Origin of the sequence: Rosettibacter firmus (assembly GCF_036860695.1) — a bacterium.
Taxonomy (GTDB): domain Bacteria; phylum Bacteroidota; class Ignavibacteria; order Ignavibacteriales; family Melioribacteraceae; genus Rosettibacter; species Rosettibacter firmus.
In genome coordinates, this window is sequence record NZ_JAYKGJ010000005.1 from 1 (window position 1) to 21609 (window position 21609).

At 30.5% G+C, this 21609-nt stretch carries 14 protein-coding genes; 11 read left to right on the plus strand and 3 right to left on the minus strand.

The window, feature by feature from the left end; translation table 11 throughout:
• From VJY38_RS13120 to VJY38_RS13140, 5 genes are all read left to right on the plus strand, one after another.
• On the plus strand, positions 1–1719 hold a 1719-nt coding region (locus tag VJY38_RS13120; protein ID WP_353681179.1), incomplete at its 5' end, for a peptidoglycan DD-metalloendopeptidase family protein.
• 124 nt (positions 1720–1843) lie between these two features.
• Positions 1844–3619, plus strand: coding sequence for a two-component regulator propeller domain-containing protein (locus tag VJY38_RS13125; protein ID WP_353681180.1), 1776 nt, complete (start codon positions 1844–1846; stop codon positions 3617–3619).
• Between the two features lie 839 nt (positions 3620–4458).
• On the plus strand, positions 4459–5301 hold the full coding sequence (locus tag VJY38_RS13130) for an alpha/beta hydrolase (RefSeq protein WP_353681181.1): 843 nt from the start codon (positions 4459–4461) through the stop codon (positions 5299–5301).
• A complete protein-coding gene (locus VJY38_RS13135; protein ID WP_353681182.1) occupies positions 5302–6750 on the plus strand; it encodes a pyridoxal phosphate-dependent decarboxylase family protein in 1449 nt (482 codons plus the stop codon).
• Positions 6751–6798: 48 nt separating this feature from the next.
• The gene (locus VJY38_RS13140) at positions 6799–8748 is read left to right on the plus strand and encodes a tetratricopeptide repeat-containing sensor histidine kinase (protein WP_353681183.1); all 1950 of its coding nucleotides are present in this window, start codon (positions 6799–6801) and stop codon (positions 8746–8748) included.
• A 583-nt stretch (positions 8749–9331) separates the two neighbouring features.
• Here the strand turns inward: VJY38_RS13140 and VJY38_RS13145 are convergent.
• Positions 9332–10054 carry a response regulator transcription factor gene (locus VJY38_RS13145; RefSeq protein WP_353681184.1) on the minus strand — a complete coding sequence of 241 codons (723 nt, stop codon included), beginning with the start codon at positions 10052–10054 and terminating at the stop codon, positions 9332–9334.
• Positions 10051–11019, minus strand: a complete 969-nt coding sequence (locus VJY38_RS13150) for a sensor histidine kinase (protein WP_353681185.1) — start codon at positions 11017–11019, stop codon at positions 10051–10053. Before VJY38_RS13150 ends, VJY38_RS13145 begins: the two co-directional genes overlap by 4 nt.
• A 145-nt stretch (positions 11020–11164) precedes the next feature.
• Here VJY38_RS13150 and VJY38_RS13155 point away from each other — a divergent pair, with 145 nt between their 5' ends.
• From VJY38_RS13155 to VJY38_RS13175, 5 genes are all read left to right on the plus strand, one after another.
• Entirely contained in the window at positions 11165–12643 is a 1479-nt protein-coding gene (locus tag VJY38_RS13155) for a B12-binding domain-containing radical SAM protein (protein ID WP_353681186.1), read from the plus strand.
• A gap of 505 nt (positions 12644–13148) precedes the next feature.
• Positions 13149–14594: a glycine--tRNA ligase gene (locus tag VJY38_RS13160; protein WP_434968594.1), complete on the plus strand. Its 1446-nt coding sequence runs from the start codon at positions 13149–13151 to the stop codon at positions 14592–14594.
• A 178-nt stretch (positions 14595–14772) separates the two neighbouring features.
• Positions 14773–16098 (plus strand): M16 family metallopeptidase, encoded by a 1326-nt coding sequence (locus VJY38_RS13165; RefSeq protein ID WP_353681187.1) that lies wholly within the window; start codon positions 14773–14775, stop codon positions 16096–16098.
• Between the two features lie 51 nt (positions 16099–16149).
• Positions 16150–18222 carry an insulinase family protein gene (locus VJY38_RS13170; RefSeq protein ID WP_353681188.1) on the plus strand — a complete coding sequence of 691 codons (2073 nt, stop codon included), beginning with the start codon at positions 16150–16152 and terminating at the stop codon, positions 18220–18222.
• 80 nt (positions 18223–18302) lie between these two features.
• Entirely contained in the window at positions 18303–18926 is a 624-nt protein-coding gene (locus tag VJY38_RS13175; RefSeq protein ID WP_353681189.1) for an HAD family hydrolase, read from the plus strand.
• Here the strand turns inward: VJY38_RS13175 and VJY38_RS13180 are convergent.
• Entirely contained in the window at positions 18919–19263 is a 345-nt protein-coding gene (locus VJY38_RS13180; RefSeq protein ID WP_353681190.1) for an arsenate reductase family protein, read from the minus strand. The genes VJY38_RS13175 and VJY38_RS13180 overlap by 8 nt on opposite strands.
• A gap of 81 nt (positions 19264–19344) precedes the next feature.
• Here VJY38_RS13180 and VJY38_RS13185 point away from each other — a divergent pair, with 81 nt between their 5' ends.
• On the plus strand, positions 19345–21390 hold the full coding sequence (locus tag VJY38_RS13185) for a dipeptidyl-peptidase 3 family protein (protein WP_353681191.1): 2046 nt from the start codon (positions 19345–19347) through the stop codon (positions 21388–21390).
• The last annotated feature ends 219 nt before the right edge of the window (positions 21391–21609 follow it).

The window sequence follows — 21609 nt, forward strand, 5'->3', positions numbered from 1 at the left end:
AACACTTTTGGTAGTGGGAAGTTCTATCTTTCTGTTTCATTCACAAAGAACACTACAATTAAGAACTATCCAAATTGTGTATACTACTTGGATGGCAACGTTTGGGTAATAGGCGGAGCCACATTAACGATCGAAAGTGGGGTGCAGGTCAACCTGGGAAATTACAACTTCCATGTTGGTTACTGGAGTAGTGAATCTGGTGTCTTACAAGCTAATGGAGTCACGTTTACTGGGAGTGGTAACGGGATCCTTCAGTTCGAATACACTGCCACCGGGCAATTAATATACTGTGAATTTGCCTATCAACTGAAAGTGAATGCGCGTCAGCAAGCAAATGTTGTTATAAATCAATCAAATTTTGGAGTAATGTGCTCTGTGGAGAATACATCATCTATCGTCTTGAATGCAAAGAATAATTATTGGGGAGATCCCAGTGGGCCAAAACATTCAACAAATCCAAACGGCCAAGGTGCGAGGGTCAGTGATAAGGTAGACTTTATACCTTTTAAAACTTCACTTATACCTACTATACTTTATTGGCCAGTAACAGAGACATACACGGTAACTCAGGACTACGGTGCCTACAACGAGATTGGCAATTCCAAGTACCACACTGGAATTGATTTAGTTACAAGCAATCGATTGGTTGTTGCAACATTTTCTGGTACGGTTCATAGCATTAAGAACAACACGGATGGTTGGGGGAATGCAATAATTATAAATCACGGGGAAGGCATTTACAGTCTGTATGCCCACCTAGCCAGTTTTGCCCAGAATTTCTCCATTGGGCAATTAATCACGGTTGGGCAACTGATTGGAACGATGGGCAGTACAGGTAACGTAACGGGAGTACATCTCCACTTTGAAGTAAAAACGGATGGTTCGTGGGGTAATGGTTACACAGATGATATTCCGGATGGTTATGGATATAAAGATCCACGATTATATATCTTGCCTTTCTTTGAGGCTGATATTTCTCCGGTTGTTGTACGGGTTACATCAAATGATACTCTTGATGTGAGATCGGGTCCTTCCCCCGAGTACGCTCTTTTGACTAGACTAATTCCGAATCAACGATATGTAGCTTACAAAGCAAACAGCAATTGGTACAAAATCTATTTACCAAATGCAAGTGGACCCATCTCAGGTTGGTCGATTAGTACATCGTCACTTACTGAGGAACCTACTGCACGTTATTTGCAAATAATAAATACAGGCGGTACTGGTCTCTTTGTCAGAACAGAAGCAGGAACGAATTTTCCACCAGTAAAGACAAAGAACGGATTTACAAATCTCAAAGTCTGGGATGATCAACGTTTTCCAATCATTGACCAAACTACTGTGGGTGGTGTAACATGGTACAAGATAGATTTACCAACTTTGGCCAGTCAATCTCAAGGGTGGATTAGCGGTGACTTTGTAACTGGAATTGTCAATTCTGATCAAACTATCCCCGAATATTTTTTGCTTCGCCAGAATTATCCTAATCCATTTAATCTTTCAACCACTATATCATTTGATCTACCATCGAAATCTTTTGTATCATTAAAGGTTTTTGATGTTTTAGGAAAAGAGGTTTCTAATCTTGTTTCTGAAGAGCTGCCTGCTGGAACATATTCACGACAATGGAATGCGGTAGGTTTAGCAAGTGGAATATATTTCTACCGTTTGCAAGCTGGTTCATTTATAGAAACAAAGAAATTAATATTAATGAAATAAAATTTAGCTCTGCTTAAGTCCTGCGTGCATAAATTTTTTAAAATATCTGTGGATATTGAGTAAAGATTAATTGGAAATAGATGAAATTAATCTTTTTTATAGTCTAACCACATTTGGGGTAGGTATGAAAAGAAAAATATTATCAACGATTTTTTTCATTCTTTTAGCAATTAATCTTTCATTTTCTCAAATACAGAATCCCGAGTGGGTTAATTTTACTGCAAATAAAGATATTAGAGCACTATTAATTGAAGGTAATTACGTCTGGGTTGGGACAACTGGAGGTTTAGTTAAGGTAAATATGCTTACAGGTGAGAAAGTTAATTATAATAAAATAAACTCACGTCTGCCAGATAATTATGTTAATGCAATAGCCATAGATTCACATGGTAACAAATGGATTGGGACATGGGGAGGAGGCTTAGCAAAGTTTGATGGAGTAAACTGGACTGTTTATAACGCATCAAATTCAGATCTGCCAGCTAATCGGGTTTATGCTATAGCCATAGATTCACAGGGGAACAAATGGATTGGGACTTGGGGAGAAGGCTTAGCAAAGTTTGATGGAGTAAACTGGACTGTTTATAACGCATCAAATTCAGGTCTGCCATATGATTATGTTTATGCTATAGCCATAGATTTACAGGGGAACAAATGGATTGGGACTTGGGGAGGAGGTTTAACAAAGTTTGATGGAGTAAACTGGACTGTTTATAACACATCAAATTCAGGTCTGCCAGATAATGATGTTTTTGCAATAGCCATAGATTCACAAGGGAACAAATGGATTGGGACATATGGAGGCTTAGCAAAGTTTGATGGTGTAAACTGGATTGTTTATAAAACATGGAATTCAGGTCTGCCATCTAATCGGGTCAGTGCAATAGCCATAGATTCAGAGGGGAACAAATGGATTGGGACATATAGAGGCTTAGCAAAGTTTGATGGAACAAATTGGACTGTTTATAACACATCAAATTCAGATTTGCCAGATAATAGTGTTTATGCAATAACTATCGATTCACAAGGGAACAAATGGATTGGGACATATGGAGGCTTAGCAAAGTTTGATGGAACAAATTGGACTGTTTACAGCTCATCAAATTCAGGTCTACCAGATGATGAGGTTCTTGCAATAGCCATAGATTCAGAGGGGAACAAATGGATTGGGACAGAGTATGGAGGCTTAGCAAAGTTTGATGGAGTAAATTGGACTGTTTATGACGAATGGAATTCAGGTTTGCCATCTAATTATGTTAATGCAATAGCCATAGATTCAGAGGGGAACAAATGGATTGGGACATATGGAGGCTTAGCAAAGTTTGATGGTGTAAACTGGATTGTTTATAAAACATGGAATTCAGGTCTGCCAGATGATGTTGTTAATGCAATAGCCATAGATTCACAAGGGAACAAATGGATTGGGACTTGGGGTGGAGGCTTAGCAAAGTTTGATGGAGTAAACTGGACTGTTTATAACACATTAAATTCAGGTCTGCCAGATAATGATGTTAATGCAATAGTCATAGATTCGCAGGGGGACAAATGGATTGGGACAGATGGTGGAGGCTTAGCAGTGTATCGTGAGGGTGGAGTAATACTTGATGTTAATGAGAAAGAAGAAAATACTATGCCTAAGAAATTTTCACTATATCAAAATTATCCTAATCCATTTAATTCAAGTACAATAATTGAGTTTGAACTCGCAGATATTTCTAATGTTAAACTTGAGTTATATGATGTATTGGGGAGAAAGTTAAGAACAATTATTTCAAATGAACTTCAAGCTGGAAGACACCAGTTTAGATTTGATGCTGCTGATTTACCAAGTGGAATTTACTTTTATGTTTTATCAACTAATAAATTTATTGAATCAAAAAAGATGATGCTAATTAAATAATGAACAACAAATCATTTTTTTTATTATAAAACTCAATTGTATTTTAGCCTGATAATCACTTCAAACTTACGAAGTTAGTGAATTTTATAAATTAACTTATTTTTACTGCATATTATTAATAAAAAATTAAAGTTAGAAAATTTTTAGTACTTTGTTATTATAAGTATTATTAAGAAAAGCTTATTATAATAACTAGTTTTTGATTTATCTTTAGTTACATAACCTCATTACAGCAATCTTTTTTCTAAAATTTATAACAAGCCTGATTTAATAGCTGAATGTTTTTTAACAGCTCTTTTATTAGTAGCATTACATATCTAGTATGTTTTTCTAATTTGCATGTTTGAGGAATCCTGTGTATAAATTTTAGTAACTATCCCTGTTGGATTGATGACCTGTCCTGTTATTGTAAACTTATTCTATTAGATGACTTTTATATACTGTTAATTAACACGAAGTGTTTTATTGCTCTTATTTTAATAGCTATTTTAGTTTTCCATCAGGTGAGAATTTGTTTTTAATTATCTCGTTTAGCTATTTAAGTAATGCTTTTATTATTTTTATTTTGGCTCTGAAATTTTGATTAAAGTGGGGTAATATTTCTTAAGAATCTATAAATTAAATACAAAGAATGTTTAAAATACATTTTGAGAATATTTTGTTATCTAATTAGGAATATTACAGAATAAATTATCTTCATAATTATTAAATAAAAATATTCACTTAAATTAGTAATAGCTTTTTTTAAAAAAATTTATTGCCAATATTAAATACAATTAAACTCATTTCAAATAAAATCATTTATAGTTATTTTTATTATGTAATAAGATTGGTTCAACATGAAATATTTTGATCCTGTAACACAAGACCCGATTTATGTAAATAATCGATATTCCTCTTCGATGAGACCAGTAGTTTTTGAAAGCAATGGTTGTAAAGTGTTAGGGACTTTGCTTCTTGCTTCTGGCGAAGAATTACATCCTGTTATAATTCTATTACATGGATTTCCTGGAAATGAAACTAACATGGACTTAGCTCATGTATTTAGAAGGCAGGGATTTAATGTTCTGATTTTTCACTATCGCGGTTGCTGGGGTAGCGAAGGTGATTATTCATGGAAAAATTTAATAGAAGATTTGGATGCAGCAATAAAATTTTTGAGAACAGATGAATCAAAAGATTTATACAGAATAGATAGCAAGAAAATTATACTTATTGGTTATAGCATGGGTGGTTTTGCTGCAATGTATTATTCAGTATTCCATAAAGAGATAAAAAATGTTGCATCAATTGCTGGATTTAATCCAGGAGCTTTTGGTGAAATTTTGGAATTGAGTAAAGAAATTTATGAACATAGTTTAGATAAAATTAATTTTGCAACACAACTTGTTAAAAATACTACAGCAGAAAAATTACTGAATGAATTAATAGAATATAAAAATGAATGGAACTTATTAAATTATGTTAGCAAGTTATCACAAAAAAATCTTTTACTAATTGCTGCCGAATATGATTCAACAGCTCCACTTGAAATTCACCATATTCCATTAGTTGCAGCACTTAGTCTTATTAATGCTGAAAATTTTGTTCAATATGTTCTTGGTTGTGGTCATTCATTTATTGATAAAAGAATTGAACTTGCTAGAATAATTTCAAACTGGTTATCAAGAGTAGAGTTTTAAATGGAAAAGAAAAAAAATTTATGCGATATGCCTGCTGAAGAGTTTAAAGATGCAGGTTTTAAATTAATTGAATGGTCAGCAAATTATCTTAACAATATTGAAAAACTTCCTGTTCTGCCTGATATTAAACCTGGTGATATAAAACTAAAATTGCCAACTGAACCACCAGAAAATGGAGAAAAGTTTGATGAAATTATTTCTGATATCGATAAAATAATTTTACCAGGTATTACTCACTGGCAACATCCAAATTTTATGGCTTATTTTGCTTCAACTGCAAGTGGTCCGGGAATTCTGGCAGATATTGTTAGTTCAACTTTTAATTCGAATGGAATGGTCTGGAAATCTTCACCTGCATTAACAGAACTTGAACAAACTGTACTTGAATGGTATCGCAAAATTTTAAATCTTTCAGAAGAATTCAAAGGTATAATTTACGATACTGCTTCAGTAAGTTCATTACATGGAATTGCAGCTGCACGTGAAAATCTTAATCTTAATATAAGAAATAAAGGAATGACAGGAATACCTAAACTTAGACTTTATTGTTCGGAACAAGCACATTCTTCAATTGATAAAGCTGCAATTACACTGGGAATTGGTTTAGAAGGAATTAAAAAAATTCCAGTAGATTCTGATTTTCAATTAATTCCAGCCGAACTTGAAAAAGCAATTGAAGATGATATAAAAAATGGAATTCTTCCTTTTTGCGTAGTAGCTACGATTGGTACAACATCTACAACAAGTGTAGATCCAGTGGACAAAATCGCAGAGATTTGTAAAAAATATAATTTATGGTTACATGTTGATGCAGCTTATGCTGGAGTTACAGCCATGCTTCCAGAAATGAAAGATTATTTTATAGGAATAAATGAAGCAGATTCTATTGTTACTAATCCGCACAAATGGCTTTTTGTCCCGATTGACTTAAGTGTATTTTATACAAAAAAACCTGAAGTATTAAAACGAGCTTTTTCACTTGTACCTGAATATTTGAAAACAAACGAAGATTCACTGGTCGATAATTTAATGGATTATGGAATTCAACTTGGAAGAAGATTTCGTGCATTGAAGTTATGGTTTGTTATTAGATATTTTGGAGTAAATGGATTAAAAGAAAGAATTAGAGAACATATTCGTTTAGCAAAACTATTTGCAAGCTGGATTGATGAACATCCAATGTTCGAAAGACTTGCCCCAACTCATTTTAGCACTGTTTGTTTTAGAGCTAAGATTGATGGAATGAACGAAGATTCCTTAAATAATCTAAATGAAAAATTAATTAATGAGATTAATTCAACTGGAAAACTTTTTTTAACTCACACTAAACTTAATAATAAGTTTACTTTAAGACTTGTTGTATCTGGAATAAGACAGGAAGAAAGGCATGTAAAACAAGCATGGGATTTGATTAATAAGAAATTGCATGAATTAATTAATTTGAAGTAATTTTAAAACACAATATTTTTGTATAAGATAAATTCAAGAGGGCATTCATTGAAAAATGTTTTTTTGTTTCTACTAAGTTTATCATCTCTTCAAGCTCAGATAAATTTAGATAGTTTACTGAGAGTAAATCCATCACTGCCAGAAACATCTCAAGTCGATATTCTAATAAATAATTGTTGGTTAATGAGAAATAAAAATCCGCAACTGGCTAAAAAGTACGGCGAAGAAGCAATATCTAAGGCTAAGAAATCAAATAAAAAAAATTTACAGGCAAAAGCGATGAATATACTTGGTGTGGTTTATCGTAATCTCGGTGAACATGAAAAAGCATTAGATCTTTTTAATGATGCACTCAATATTGCTATAGAAACAAAAGATTCAATTCAAATGGCTTATTCATATAATAATGTTGGAGGTATATATCGACTACAGGGAAATAATTCACTTGCACTCGAGTATGTTTATAGAGGTCTTGAGATATTTGAAAAATTTAATCACGCAGAAGGGAAAGCATTTTGTTCTATAAATATTGGTTTGATTTATAAAAATCAAGAAAACTTTGATCAAGCACTTGAACATTTTATGAATGTTTTGCAATTGAGAAGAAAAACTAAAGATGAACCAGGAATTGCTTTGACATTAATTTTAATTGGTGAAACATATATTGCTAAAGAAGATATTAATAATGCACTTAAATTTTATTTACTGGCAGAAGCAAAATATAAAAAACTCAATGATCTTAGAGGACTTGCATCTGCATGGGGAGGAATTGGTAAAGTATATGAGTTAAAAGGTGAGTATGAAAAAGCAATAAATTATCATACACGAGCATTAAATTACTCGAGAGAATTGAATTATTTAGATGGTCAGGTAATGAATCTTAATAGACTTGCTATAATTCATGCAAAATTAAATAAATTAAAAGAAGCAGAAGAATTTTTAAAACAAGCTAAAAGTCTGGCAAAATACTTAAGTGCAGCCTACCTGGTTCTGGATTGCTATAATCAATGGATCAATTATTATGAAATTATTAATGATTATAAAAACGCATTTTATTATAGTAAAAAAATTGACACAGTGAAAGATTCATTAATTAGTAAACAAAATGTTTCTGTAATAAAAACTATGGAATCAATATATAAAGCTGAAAAATCTGAGAGAGAAAAAGCAATATTACAAAAAGATAAAGAGTTAGCAGAAAAACAACGAGATTATTTTATTCTAATTACACTTTTAATTCTTTTGATAGCAGTTATTACATATAGTCGTTACATTACAAAGAAAATTGCAAACGAAAAATTGAAGAAACTTAATTTGATGAAAGATACTCTTTTTAGAATTATAGCTCACGATTTAAGAAATCCTTTTAGTATAATGTTTGGTTATATAAATTTACTAAAAGATAATTATGACACATTAAACGATGAAGAAAAATTAACCTTCATAACAAACATGGGAAAAGCTGCTAAGCAAAATCTTCACTTGCTGGAAAATTTATTATTGTGGTCACGTTTGCAGACTGGCAAACTTGAAGTAAATATGAGAGTATTAGATTTATATGAAATAATTATTGAAAACTTTTTAGCACTGAGCGAATTAGCAAAAGATAAAAATATAAATCTCGAAACCTCAATCAATGATGAACTGAAAGTGAAAGCAGATGAAAACATGCTCAATTTTATATTAAAAAACTTAATTCATAATGGGATTAAATATACTCATAAAGGAGGCAAGGTCTATGTAAGTGCAGAGAAGATGGATAAGTTTGTAAAAATAAATATTGAAGATAATGGTACAGGATTAGATGAGTTAACAAAGAGTAAACTTTTTGAATATGATTTAAATAAAAGAAAAAATGGTACAGAAGGAGAAGGAGGTTCTGGACTGGGATTAATAATTTGTAAAGAGTTTATAGAAAAGCTTGGTGGAAATTTGTATGTGTTTAGTGAGCTTAATAAGGGAACAAAATTTTCATTTACATTACCATCTGCAAATTGAATTCTATAGCATCAAATAATAATACTTAATTTTCTGAAATATCATTTGTTTAAGAAATTATATAATTAATTACTGGTTCAAGAGAGCCAATACAACGAAATTGTTTTATAAAGTTTGCAACAAAGAAAAAATTATTATCACTATTTAATAAAGTAGCTACATCTATTAAAATATTTTTCCCTTAAGTATACTTCTAAATTATTAAGTTTTTTGTCTTGTAAAAAAAACAATATTGCTATTTAAACGTTCCCTTAAATATCTCTTCTAAAGTTGATTTAGTTGAGTTGTGACAATTATGAACTATTAATTTGATGGTTTATTTAATTTTCTTTTAAGTAATGACTTTAAAAATTGCATATAAGAAAATTTGTTTTCTAAACGAGTCGGCGAATGATCAATAATTTCTTTTGCTGGTTTATTTAATCAAAGCATTGTTAATATTAGCTGATTCTTTCCTTTGTGTTTGATTTTTTCTTTCATCTTTTACAGGAAAAAATTCAATCTATCCATAGGTTTGAATTTTCTTGAGTTATTTTCCTTAAATGAAATAGTTCAACTATTTCCAGTATCTTATCAGGATATATTAAATATTTTCACCTGCTTCGAATATGTAACCTAAACTTCTTATACTTTTTATATAAACGGGATTTGAAGGATCATCTTCAAAATATTTTCTTAATCTTGATATGAATATATCAACTGTTCTTGTTTCAGCTTCTGGATTCATATTCCAGACATTCTCTAATAATTCTTTCCTGCTAATTATTCTTCCTTTATTCTCTATAAGATATTTTAGAAGTATGGCTTCAAAGTATGTAAGATTAAATTCAGATTTCCCTTTTCTGAATCTCAGAGTGTCAAAATTAATTTCACAATCACCAAATTTGTAAACAGGATTTTGTTTAATTGATTTTATGTACCAGTTTTTTCTTTTGAGCATTCCTTTAATTCTCAATAACAATTCCTGCAGATGAAATGGCTTTGTAATGTAATCATCTGCACCAATTTCGAGACCTTTAACTTTATCATCAACAGTAGTGCGAGCTGTTAGCATTAAAATCGGAATCTGAGGATCTTTTTCTCTTACCTTAGCTGCAACTTCAAAACCATTTTGGTATGGAAGCATAATATCGAGAATGATTAAATCGTAATTGCCTTTATTGAATTTTTCGATTGCCTGTGTTCCGTCTTTAGCCCAATCGATTATGTAACCTTCTTCCGATAAATTATATTCAAGACCTGTTGCAAGGCTTTCTTCATCTTCAACTAAAAGGATTCTGGCATTAAAAATATTTTCTTCACTCATAGTTTCTTACTTTTTGTTGTTCTCTTTATTATAGGAAGTTCAATTATAAAAGTTGTACCTTTACCTTTGCCTTCACTTTTTACGGAAATTTTTCCTTTATGATTTCTTATAATTTCTTTAACCAGGTAAAGACCAAGTCCAGTGCCTTTTACATTAGGTATGTCTTTATCGTAAATTCTGTAAAACTTCTGAAAAATATTTTTTTGCTCGTTAGGTGGAATCCCGATTCCGTAATCTTTGAAATATATTTCAACTTTATTAAAAAATGTATTAACTGACACAATTATTTTTGGTTCACCTGTAGTGTATTTGATAGAGTTATCAATAAGATTATCAAATACCATTTTAAAGGCATTAACATCAATAAAAATTTTTGCTGAGTTAATACATTGGAAGTTAATAGCGTTATCCTTCAATCTGAATTGTTCTGCTGATTCTTTTATTAGACGATCAAGTATTTCACATGAATCATATACTTCAAAGTTTGCTTTATTTTTTCTGCTCTCAAGAGCAGATATTTCAAGTATAGTACTTATAAGTTTTTGCAATCTTGCTGTATCTCTTAACATCTGATCAATGAATTCTTTTTGCTTTTCTGCAGGAACATTTCGGGAATTCAGAGTTTCAAGATAAAGTTGAATTGAAGATAATGGGGATTTTAATTCGTGAGTTATGTTAGCAATAAAATTATCATATAGTCTTGTTAAATTTATCTGCACATTTAAATGTCTGAAAATCAGAACCATACTAAATGACAAACCAACAAGTAAAACTATTCCACCAACAAAAGGAAAAACGTTGGGGGTATTAATTACAATTTGAGGAGATACCTTTTCTCCAACCTTTTCAAATATCAGATAGTTTGATATATACCAGTAGATCCACAATCCAAGAAGTGCAAGCCAAACAATTTGTGCAAGAATAAAAATAGCAAGGTCATGAGCAAGCGAATTTCTTTTACGCATTTTTAAATAATTAAAATTTCTTTACGCATAATATCAATTATCTTAAAATCAAGTTCAATCTAAAACCAAATTTATTTACAGTTCTTTTACATTACTATATTAATATTTTTTACAAATTTTAGTAACAAATATATGAGAATAAAAAATGAAAGTTCTTTTAGTCTATCCCGAAACTCCGGCAACATACTGGAGTTTCAAAGATGCATTGAAGTTTATATCAAAGAAAGCTGCAGAACCACCGCTTGGTTTAATTACTGTAGCTGCAATGCTTCCAAGTGAATGGGAAAAAAAATTGATTGATATGAATGTGAGTAAACTTCAAGATGAAGATTTACTCTGGGCAGATTATGTTTTTATAAGCGGAATGAATGTACATCTAAATTCATTTAGAGAAATTGTAAGGCGGTGTAATAAACTTGGAATCAAAGTGGTTGCTGGAGGACCACTTGCTACTACTCAGTATAGTGATTTACTCGGAGTTGATCACTTTGTTCTGAATGAAGCAGAAATCACTTTACCAAAGTTTTTAGAGGATTTAAAGAAAGGAACTGCCAAACAAGTTTATTGTACTGATGAATTTCCAGATATTAGTATAACTCCAGTTCCATTGTTTGAATTACTTGATATGAAAAAGTATGCATCGATGAGTGTGCAGTATTCACGTGGCTGTCCTTATGATTGCGAATTTTGTAGCATTACCATGCTTAATGGTAGAAAACCAAGAACAAAATCACCTGAGCAATTTATCAAAGAATTAAATCGCTTGTGCGAACTTGGGTATAAAGGATCAATATCCGTTGTTGATGATAATTTTATTGGAAATAAAAGAAAACTAAAAGATGAATTTCTTCCGGCATTGATTCAATGGTCAAAAGAACATAATTATATTTTTAATTTCATAACTGAAGTTTCTGTTAATCTTGCTGATGACGATGAGTTAATGAATATGATGATTGAAGCTGGTTTTAGTAGTGTTTTTGTTGGTATTGAAACTCCGAACAGCGATAGTCTTGCTGAATGTGGAAAAACTCAAAACCTTAGAAGAAATCTTGTTGATTCTGTTAAAAAATTGCAACGGGCTGGATTTGTAGTTTCTGGGGGTTTTATTGTTGGTTTTGATAATGATACTGAAAAAGTGTTTGATGAACAGATTCAATTCATTCAACAGAGTGGAATTACTAACGCAATGGTTGGGTTGCTTAATGCACCAACTGGAACAAAACTTTATAAAAGAATGAAAGCTGAAGGAAGACTTATTGATATGTTCTCTGGAAATAATATGGATGCTTCAATCAATTTTGTCCCTAAAATGAATTATAAAACACTTATTCGTGGTTATAGTAATCTCCTTCATACAATTTATTCTCAGAAAGAATATTTCAGAAGATTGAATGAATTTCTTAAAGAATACCGAGTTCCTAAATGGCAGACAAGTAAAATTTCTTTACGCGAAATTAAGGCATTCTTTAGATTAATATGGATACTTGGAATTGTTGAGAAAGGGAAAAAATATTTCTGGAAACTTCTATTCCTGACATTATTCAAATATCCTAAAAAATTTACTACAGCAATGACTCTTGCAGTTTATGGATATCATTTTAGAAGAGTAATTAGAGCAGTATAATATTTTATGCAGATTGATTACATAATCTTGACTTCAAATAAAGGTATTTCTAAATGATTTGTAACAATCTGGTTGTTATTATCATCTGCAGGCATTTTTTTTACTCACTTAAAAATTGTTATAAAGAAAATATTTAAGCCAGAACCGAACATATTCTCTTCTAACGTAAGTCCATTTGGTCAAACCTATTCCGTATCGTTCGTTATAAATATTCTTCAATCATTTTTCTTAAGTGAAATTGTTCAGCTATTTCCAGCATTATTTTCTATTTATTACAGGATTGATTTTAAAATTTTTATAATATACTTCTTAAGGTCTTTCTCTCATGCAGAAGAATCTTTGTCTCTATCTTATCTACTTTTTCTCTCTTACATTTTCATTTTTAAATGACTTACTTACGAACTGTATATCCTGAGATAAGAGCCACTTGAAATCTTTTATTAGTACTTTCTTACTTCCAGATCGTTTTCTTATATTTGTGTTTAAAAATTCTTGGAGGTGTAAAATCGCAAAGTCAAATAATGATGTAGTAGATAAAATTGTATCGCTTGCCAAGCGAAGGGGATTTGTTTTTCAATCAAGTGAAATTTATGGTGGTTTGAATGGTTGCTGGGATTATGGTCCACTGGGGGTAGAATTATTGCGTAATATAAAAGAAGAGTGGTGGAAAGCAATGACTTATCGTGATGATATTGAAGGTTTGGATGCAGCTATTCTAATGCATCCACGTGTCTGGGAAGCAAGCGGTCATGTCGAAAATTTTACTGATCCAATGATTGATTGCAAACAATGTAAATCCAGATTTCGTCTCGATACTTTAACCGAGATGATTTCTGATAAGAATAAAGAAAAAGCAATTAAGGAACTCGATATCAATCTGTTTAATCAGGAAGGTTCAATAGACGACAAATTTACTTCTATATTAGAAAATCAAAATCTTGCTCCTAAATTGCTGGAATTAATTAATTGTCCACAATGCGGAAATAAAGGTACATTTACACAACCAAGAAAATTTAATTTAATGTTCAAAACTTTTTTGGGTCCCGTAGAAGATGAAAGTAATGTAATTTATTTACGACCAGAAACAGCTCAAGGAATCTATGTAAACTTTTTAAATGTGGCTAATTCAAGTAGACAGAAACTTCCATTTGGCATTGCTCAAATTGGTAAAGCTTTCCGCAATGAAATTAATACAAAAAATTTTCTTTTTAGAACTCGCGAATTTGAACAAATGGAAATGCAATATTTTGTTAAACCAGGCACCGATAAAAAATATTTTGATGAATGGAAAGAAATAAGAATCGAATGGTATAAATCACTTGGAATGACACCATCAAAACTACGCTTTCACGATCATCCCAAAGATAAATTAGCCCACTACGCAAAAGAAGCTACTGATATTGAATATGAATTTCCATTTGGCTGGGGAGAAATTGAAGGTATTCATAATAGAACTGATTATGATTTAAGTCGTCATCAGGAATATTCTGGTAAGTCACAACTTTATTTTGATGATGAAACAAAAGAAAAATATATTCCATATATCATTGAAACTTCAGCAGGAGCCAGTCGTTCTTTTATGGCATTTTTAATTGATGCTTACTATGAAGAAGAAGTTAATGGTGAGTTAAGGAGTGTTTTAAGATTTCATCCTAAGTTAGCTCCAATTAAAGCTGCTATTTTTCCACTTGTTAATAAAGATGGAATGCCAGAAGTTGCATTAAAAATTGAATCTCAATTAAGACCACACTTAAAAATATTTTATGATGATAAAGGTGCAATAGGTCGTCGTTATCGAAGAATGGACGAAGCTGGTACGCCATTCTGCATTACTGTTGATACTCAAACTTTGCAAGACGAAACAGTTACTGTTCGCGATAGAGATTCAATGAATCAAGTGCGTGTTTCTATTAGTAATTTATTGAATTATCTTCTCGAAAAATTAAGATAGACAACAAGAGCATAAACAAATTTACAAGTTTACTTCGGTTTTTGTTTATGCTCTTAATTTTATAAAATAAATACTTTACATTGATACTTCGAAGGGCATGAATTAATTTTAATAAATCCTAAAACAAAATTTCCTTTAATGCAACTAAATAATGTCACAAATTAAAGGAGTTAGATGAATGAAAAACAAATTGCTGTTTATTTTTCTATTTGCAAGTTTTATAATTACTTCAGCTCAATATAGAAAAATCCAGTTTGTTCAATATAAATTGGATAATGGGCTGAATGTTATTTTACATCAGGATAATTCCACTCCAATTGTTGTAGTTTCAGTTTTATATCATGTTGGAAGTAAAAATGAAGATCCCGAAAGAACTGGCTTTGCACATTTCTTTGAACATCTAATGTTCGAAGGCTCTCCAAATATTCCAAGAGGAGAATATTTTAAAATAATTGAAGCTGCTGGTGGAGAATTAAATGCAAATACATCTTTTGATCGAACATTTTATTATGAAATTCTTCCATCAAATCAATTGGAACTTGGTTTGTATATGGAATCAGAAAGAATGCTTCATCTAAAGATTGACAGCATAGGTGTGGAAACACAAAGGAAAGTTGTAAAAGAAGAGAGAAAACAACGCTACGAAAATCAACCTTATGGTTCATTGATTGAAAAATTATTTAGTAATGCTTACAAAGTTCATCCTTATCGATGGACTCCAATTGGTCAGGTACAATATATCGATCAAGCTAAATTAGAAGAATTTATTGCTTTCTACAAAAAATATTATGTACCACAAAATGCAACTTTAAGTATAGCAGGTGATATTGATATTGAAAAGACTAAAGAATTAGTTCAAAAATATTTTGGAGAAATACCACCTGGAAATGAAGAAATTGTTCGTCCAAAAATTGTTGAACCAGAAAAAACTGAAGAAGTAAGAGAGATTATTTACGATAATGTTCAACTTCCACTGGTTGTTTTTGGATATCATATGCCAGCGCAGGGGACTCCAGATTATTATGCATTGAGTATGTTAACAACATTATTATCTGGTGGCGAAAGTTCCAGATTACAAAAGGAAGTTAAAGATAAACAGCAAAAAGCATTAGCAATTGCTTCAATACCAATACCTATGGAAGATCCAGGATTATTTATTGTTTATGGATTGGCAAATGTTGGCGTTACAGCAGAAGATTTAGAAGCTTCTATTCAAAAAGAAATAGACAAAGTTAAAAATGAATTAATAAGTGAATATGAATTCAAAAAAATAAGAAATCAAATCGAAAGTGATTTTGTTAGAAGTAATTCAACAATGCGTGGAATAGCTGAAAGTTTAGCTAATTATTTTGTTTATTATGGTGATGCAAATTTAATTAATACTGAAATTCAAAGATATATGAAAGTAACACGAGAAGATATTAAAAGAGTTGCCAATAAATACTTACGAAATGAAAATAGAGTAGTTCTTTATTACTTACCAAAATCACTCGAAAAAAAATGAACAATGTCAAATCAATTTTGTAGGGCAAAATGAATTAAAGGAGTTTTAAAAATGGTAAAAAAATTACTTCTAATTATATCCTTAGTATTTATTTTCACATCATTAAATGCACAGGTTGATAGATCAAAAAGACCTCAAGCAGGTCCAGCCCCGGAAGTAAAAATTGGCGAATATGAATCTTTCGAACTCCCTAATGGATTGAAAGTTTTTGTAGTTGAAAATCATAAGTTACCGAGAGTGACTTTTAATTTATATATCGATATAGATCCAATACTGGAAGGAGAAAATGTAGGTTATGTTTCTGCTGCTGGTGAATTGTTAAAAACAGGTACTAAAACAAGAACAAAAGATCAAATTGATGAAGAAATAGATTTTATTGGTGCAGAACTTTCTACTTCTGCTAATGGCATTACTGCATCGGGATTAGAAAAACATAAAGAAAAAATTCTTGAGATAATGGCAGATATTGCTTTAAATGCAAATTTCAAACAGGAAGAACTTGATAAAATAAAAAAACAAATGCTTTCGGCAATTGCTGTATCTAAAGATGAACCAAATTCAATTGCAAGAAGAGTTAGTTCTGTTTTGATGTTCGGAAAAAATCATCCATATGGAGAACCAGAAACAGAAGAGTCTATTAATTCAATTACACTCGAAATGTGTAAGGAATATTATCAAACTTATTTTAGACCAAATGTGGCTTATCTTGCTGTTGTAGGTGATATAACAAAAGAAAAAGCAAAATCTTTAATTCAAAAATATTTTGGGAAATGGGAGAAAAAAGAAGTTCCCAAAAAAACATACGATACTCCAAAACCACCATTAATTAATAAAGTATGTTTAGTAGATAGACCTAATTCAGTTCAATCGGTAATTGCAATTTGTTATCCTGTAGAATTAAAAGTTGGGAGTGAAGATGAGATAAAAGCTTCTGTAACAAATCTTATACTTGGAGGTAGTGCTACTGGCAGATTGTTTATGAATCTTCGTGAAGCAAAAGGTTACACATACGGATCATATTCACAACTAAAATCTGATCCTTTAATTGGAAATTTTATTGCATTTGCTCAGGTGAGAAATAGTGTTACTGATAGCTCAATAACAGAAATTTTAAAAGAAATGAAAAGAATCAGAAATGAAAAAATTTCTCAAGAAGAACTTGATAAAGCAAAAAATTATTTAGCAGGTGAATTTATAAGGAGTCTGGAAAATCCAGCTACTATTGCTCAATTTGCAATAAACACAGCAAGATTTAATCTTCCCAAAGACTATTATAGAAATTATTTAAAAAATCTTGCAGCTGTTACAGTAGATGATGTAATGGAGATGGCAAAAAAATATATACTACCTTCTAATTCTTATTTACTTGTAGTTGGAAATGGTGCTGAGATATCAGAAAAATTGAAGAATTTTAGTATTACCGGGAAAATTGAATATTACGATGTATTCGGGAATTTGTATGATCCATCACAAAAAAAATTACCAGCTGGTTTAACCGTAGATCAAGTATTAAACAAATATATTGATGTTATTGGCGGGAAAGAAAAAATAAATAGTATTAAAGATAGAACAATTAAATTATCAGGCTCAACTCAAGGTATGAATATTACTGTTACCATTTCTCAAAAATATCCTGATAAGTTATTGCAGGTAATAGATGCTGGAGTTTTTCAACAAAAGACTGTTTTTGATGGTGAGAAAGGAAAAGTTGAAGTAATGGGACAGGTGCAGGATCTAAATAATGAACAAATTGAAAATTTGAAAGGACAGGCAATTGATGCAGTGCTTGATTATTCAAAATATGGAATAAAACCTGAACTCGTTGCTATTGAAACTATTAATGGGAAGGATGCTTATAAGGTGACTCTAACATCATCATCAGGAAATAAAACAATTCAGTATTATGATGTTGAAAGTGGATATTTAATTAGAATAGTCAGTAATGTTACAACTCCTCAAGGGACCTTTACTCAAACAATGGATATGAGTGATTATCGAGAAGTCAATGGAATAAAATATCCATTCAAGTATATTCAAAGTTTTGGACCACAATCAATTGAATTAACAGTTTTATCTGTTGAAATGAATACAGGATTACCTGATTCACTGTTCGAAGTTAAATAAAATTATTTTGTGGCCATTTCAATATTACTTTTGAAATGGCCTCTTTTTATTTTTGTAATTGATTTTTTAGAAAGTTTAAAATGAAAAATTATTCAGTAATAGTATTCGATCTGGGAAATGTACTAATCCCTTTTGATTATGGAAGAATCATTAATAAACTAAATTCAATTGAAGATGGACTTGGATTTAAGTTTGCCAATCTTTATAAAGAACATTATGAATTCCACAGAAATTTTGAGCGTGGATTAGTATCACGTGAAGAATTCTTAAATACAATGCTTGACTGGACAGATCATAAAATTAATCCTGATGAATTTTGTAAAATTTATTCAGATATTTTTTCGTTGAACGAAAATGTAATTTCTTTGATACCTGTATTAAAAAAGAATTATACTGTACTGCTACTTTCAAACACAAATGAAATTCATGAAGAATATGGATATAGGCATTACGAGTTTTTAAAGTATTTTGATAAAATCTTTCTTTCCTATAAAGTTGGTGCAGTTAAACCAGAAGAAAAAATTTATAAAGCAGTTGAAACTTTTTCTCAAAAACCTTCTTCAGAACATTTATTTATTGATGACATCCCTGATTATGTAGAAGGTGCAAAAAAATGTGGCTGGGATGGAATTGTTTTTCAAAACTATGAACAATTAGTAAATGATTTGAAATTAAGAAATATTATTCTTGATGGAATTAACTAAGCCAGTTTTTCCATATTTCAGGTTTATATCCCACTGTAACTTCTTTACCACAGCGAACAATTGGAGTTTTTAATAGCAATGAATCATTTAATAATTCTTCTTCAATATTAAAGACCATAAATTGCAGATTTCTTTTTTTAAATTGCTTCCCTTCTCTGTCAATTAATTCTTCGAGTGGGATTTTTACTTTTATATTCTCAAGTTCTCCTTTTGTTAATCCTTTTTCGTTCAAATCTCTAAAATGGTATTTAATTCCTCTTTCCTTAAAAAATCTTTCTGCTTTTCGTGTGTCATTGCAGCTTTTAGTTCCGATTATCTGGATATTTAATTGATTCATAATTTCTCCAATAAAATTGTATACCAAAATTCATAATCATATTTTTGAATACAAAAATAAAAATTATTAATTGGGTTTATTATGCATTTATTAAAAAAAATTATTTATATAATCATTGCAGGAATTATAGCTATGAGTTGTACTAAAAAAGAAGAAATAAAAGATGATTTCAAATATGTAACTGAACAATTTGCAGACTTAAGAATTCAGAGATATAAAGTTGAAGGTTTTGAAAATCTTACTCTTCAGCAGAAAAAATTAGTTTATTATCTATATCAGGCAGCACTATATGGAAGAGATATAATCTGGGATCAAAATTATAAACATAATTTGTTAATCAGAAAAACACTGGAAACTATTGTAAGAACTTATAATGGTGATAGAACAAATTTAGAGTTTGCAAAATTTTTAGAGTATACAAAACGTGTCTGGTTTTCAAATGGGATTCATCATCATTACTCGAATAAAAAATTTCTGCCAGAATTTTCGAAGGAGTATTTTGTTCACTTAATTAATAATTCTAATAAAGATGAACTTCCATTAGATAAGAATGAAACAGTAGAAGACTTAATTAGAAAATTAGAACCAATTTTATTTGATCCCACAGTTGATGCAATAAAAGTAAATCAAGATTCTAAATTTGATTTGATAAAAACATCAGCTGTAAATTTTTATGAGAACTTAAGTCAAAAAGAAGTTGAAGATTATTATAAAAAAATTATTGATCCAAAAGATATGCATCCAGTTTCTTATGGATTGAATTCAAAATTAATTAAACAAAATGGACGTATTTATGAACGCATCTGGAAATTAAATGGAATGTATGATGCTGCTATTCAAAAAATTATTTACTGGCTTAAAAAAGCTGTTGAAGTAGCTGAAAATGAACAACAGAAAAAAGCACTTAGTTTATTGATTGAATACTATGAAACTGGTGATTTAAAAAAGTGGGATGAATATAATATAGAATGGGTAAAAGATACTTCATCTGTAGTTGATGTTATTAATGGATTTATTGAAACTTATAATGATCCATTGGGATACAGAGCATCTTTTGAATCTGTAGTGTCTTTTAAGGATTTCGAAGCTACAAAAAGAATTCAAGCTATAAGTGAAAATGCACAATGGTTTGAAGATAATTCACCAATAATGACAGAGCATAAAAAAGAAAATGTTAAAGGAATATCTGCAAAAGTAATAACAGTTGTTGTTGAATCTGGCGATGCATCTCCTTCAACTCCGATTGGAATTAATTTACCAAATGCAGAATGGATAAGAAAAGAACATGGTTCAAAATCTGTAAATTTAGGTAATATAGTTCACTCGTATAATAAAGCAATGGAAAATAGTGGATTGATAGAAGAATTTGCTTATTCACAGGAAGAAATAGAACGTGCTAAAAAATATGGTGCACTTGCAAGCGATTTACATACAGATATGCATGAAGTTATTGGTCACGCATCTGGGAAATTAAAACCAGGTGTTGGTCAACCAAATGAAACATTAAAAAATTATGCATCAACACTTGAAGAAGCTCGTGCTGATTTAGTGGCTCTATATTTTATTATGGACAAAAAATTAGTAGATATTGGTGTAATGCCTTCACTTGAAGTTGGAAAAGCTGAATATGATTCATATATAAGAAATGGATTAATAGTTCAACTTGCAAGGATTAAACCTGGAGAAAATTTAGAAGAAGCTCATATGAGAAATAGGCAATTGATTTCAAAATGGGCTTATGAAAAAGGTTTATCGGATAATGTAATTGAGAAGAAAATTAGAGATGGAAAAACATTTTTTGTAATAAATGATTATGAGAAGCTGAGAAAATTATTTGGAGAACTGCTACGTGAAATTCAGAGAATTAAATCAGAAGGTGATTATGAAGCAGGAAAAAATCTTGTAGAAAAATATGGAGTAAAAGTCGATACTGAATTACATAAAGAAGTGCTTGAAAGATATAAAAAATTAAATATCGCACCTTATGCAGGTTTTATAAATCCAAAATTAACTCCAGTATTTAAGGATGGAGAAATAATAGATGTGCAGATTGAATATCCTGAAGATTTTACAGAACAAATGCTCTATTATGCAAAAGAATATTCAGTTTTACCTGTAAATAACTGAACGATTTTGTATTCTTAGATGTGAATAAACTAAAATTATATACTAAACAAATTTACGTGTTACTACTATTTTGTACTTATTAGTTTATGAAAATGTAAATCATGTTATTACACTAATTAATGTTGTTCCTTTACTTGCTTAAGGATAATTAATGATATCTGTATTAATAAAAGTTATTATCTAAAATTATAAGAATATATCTTCAATGGATTTATATCC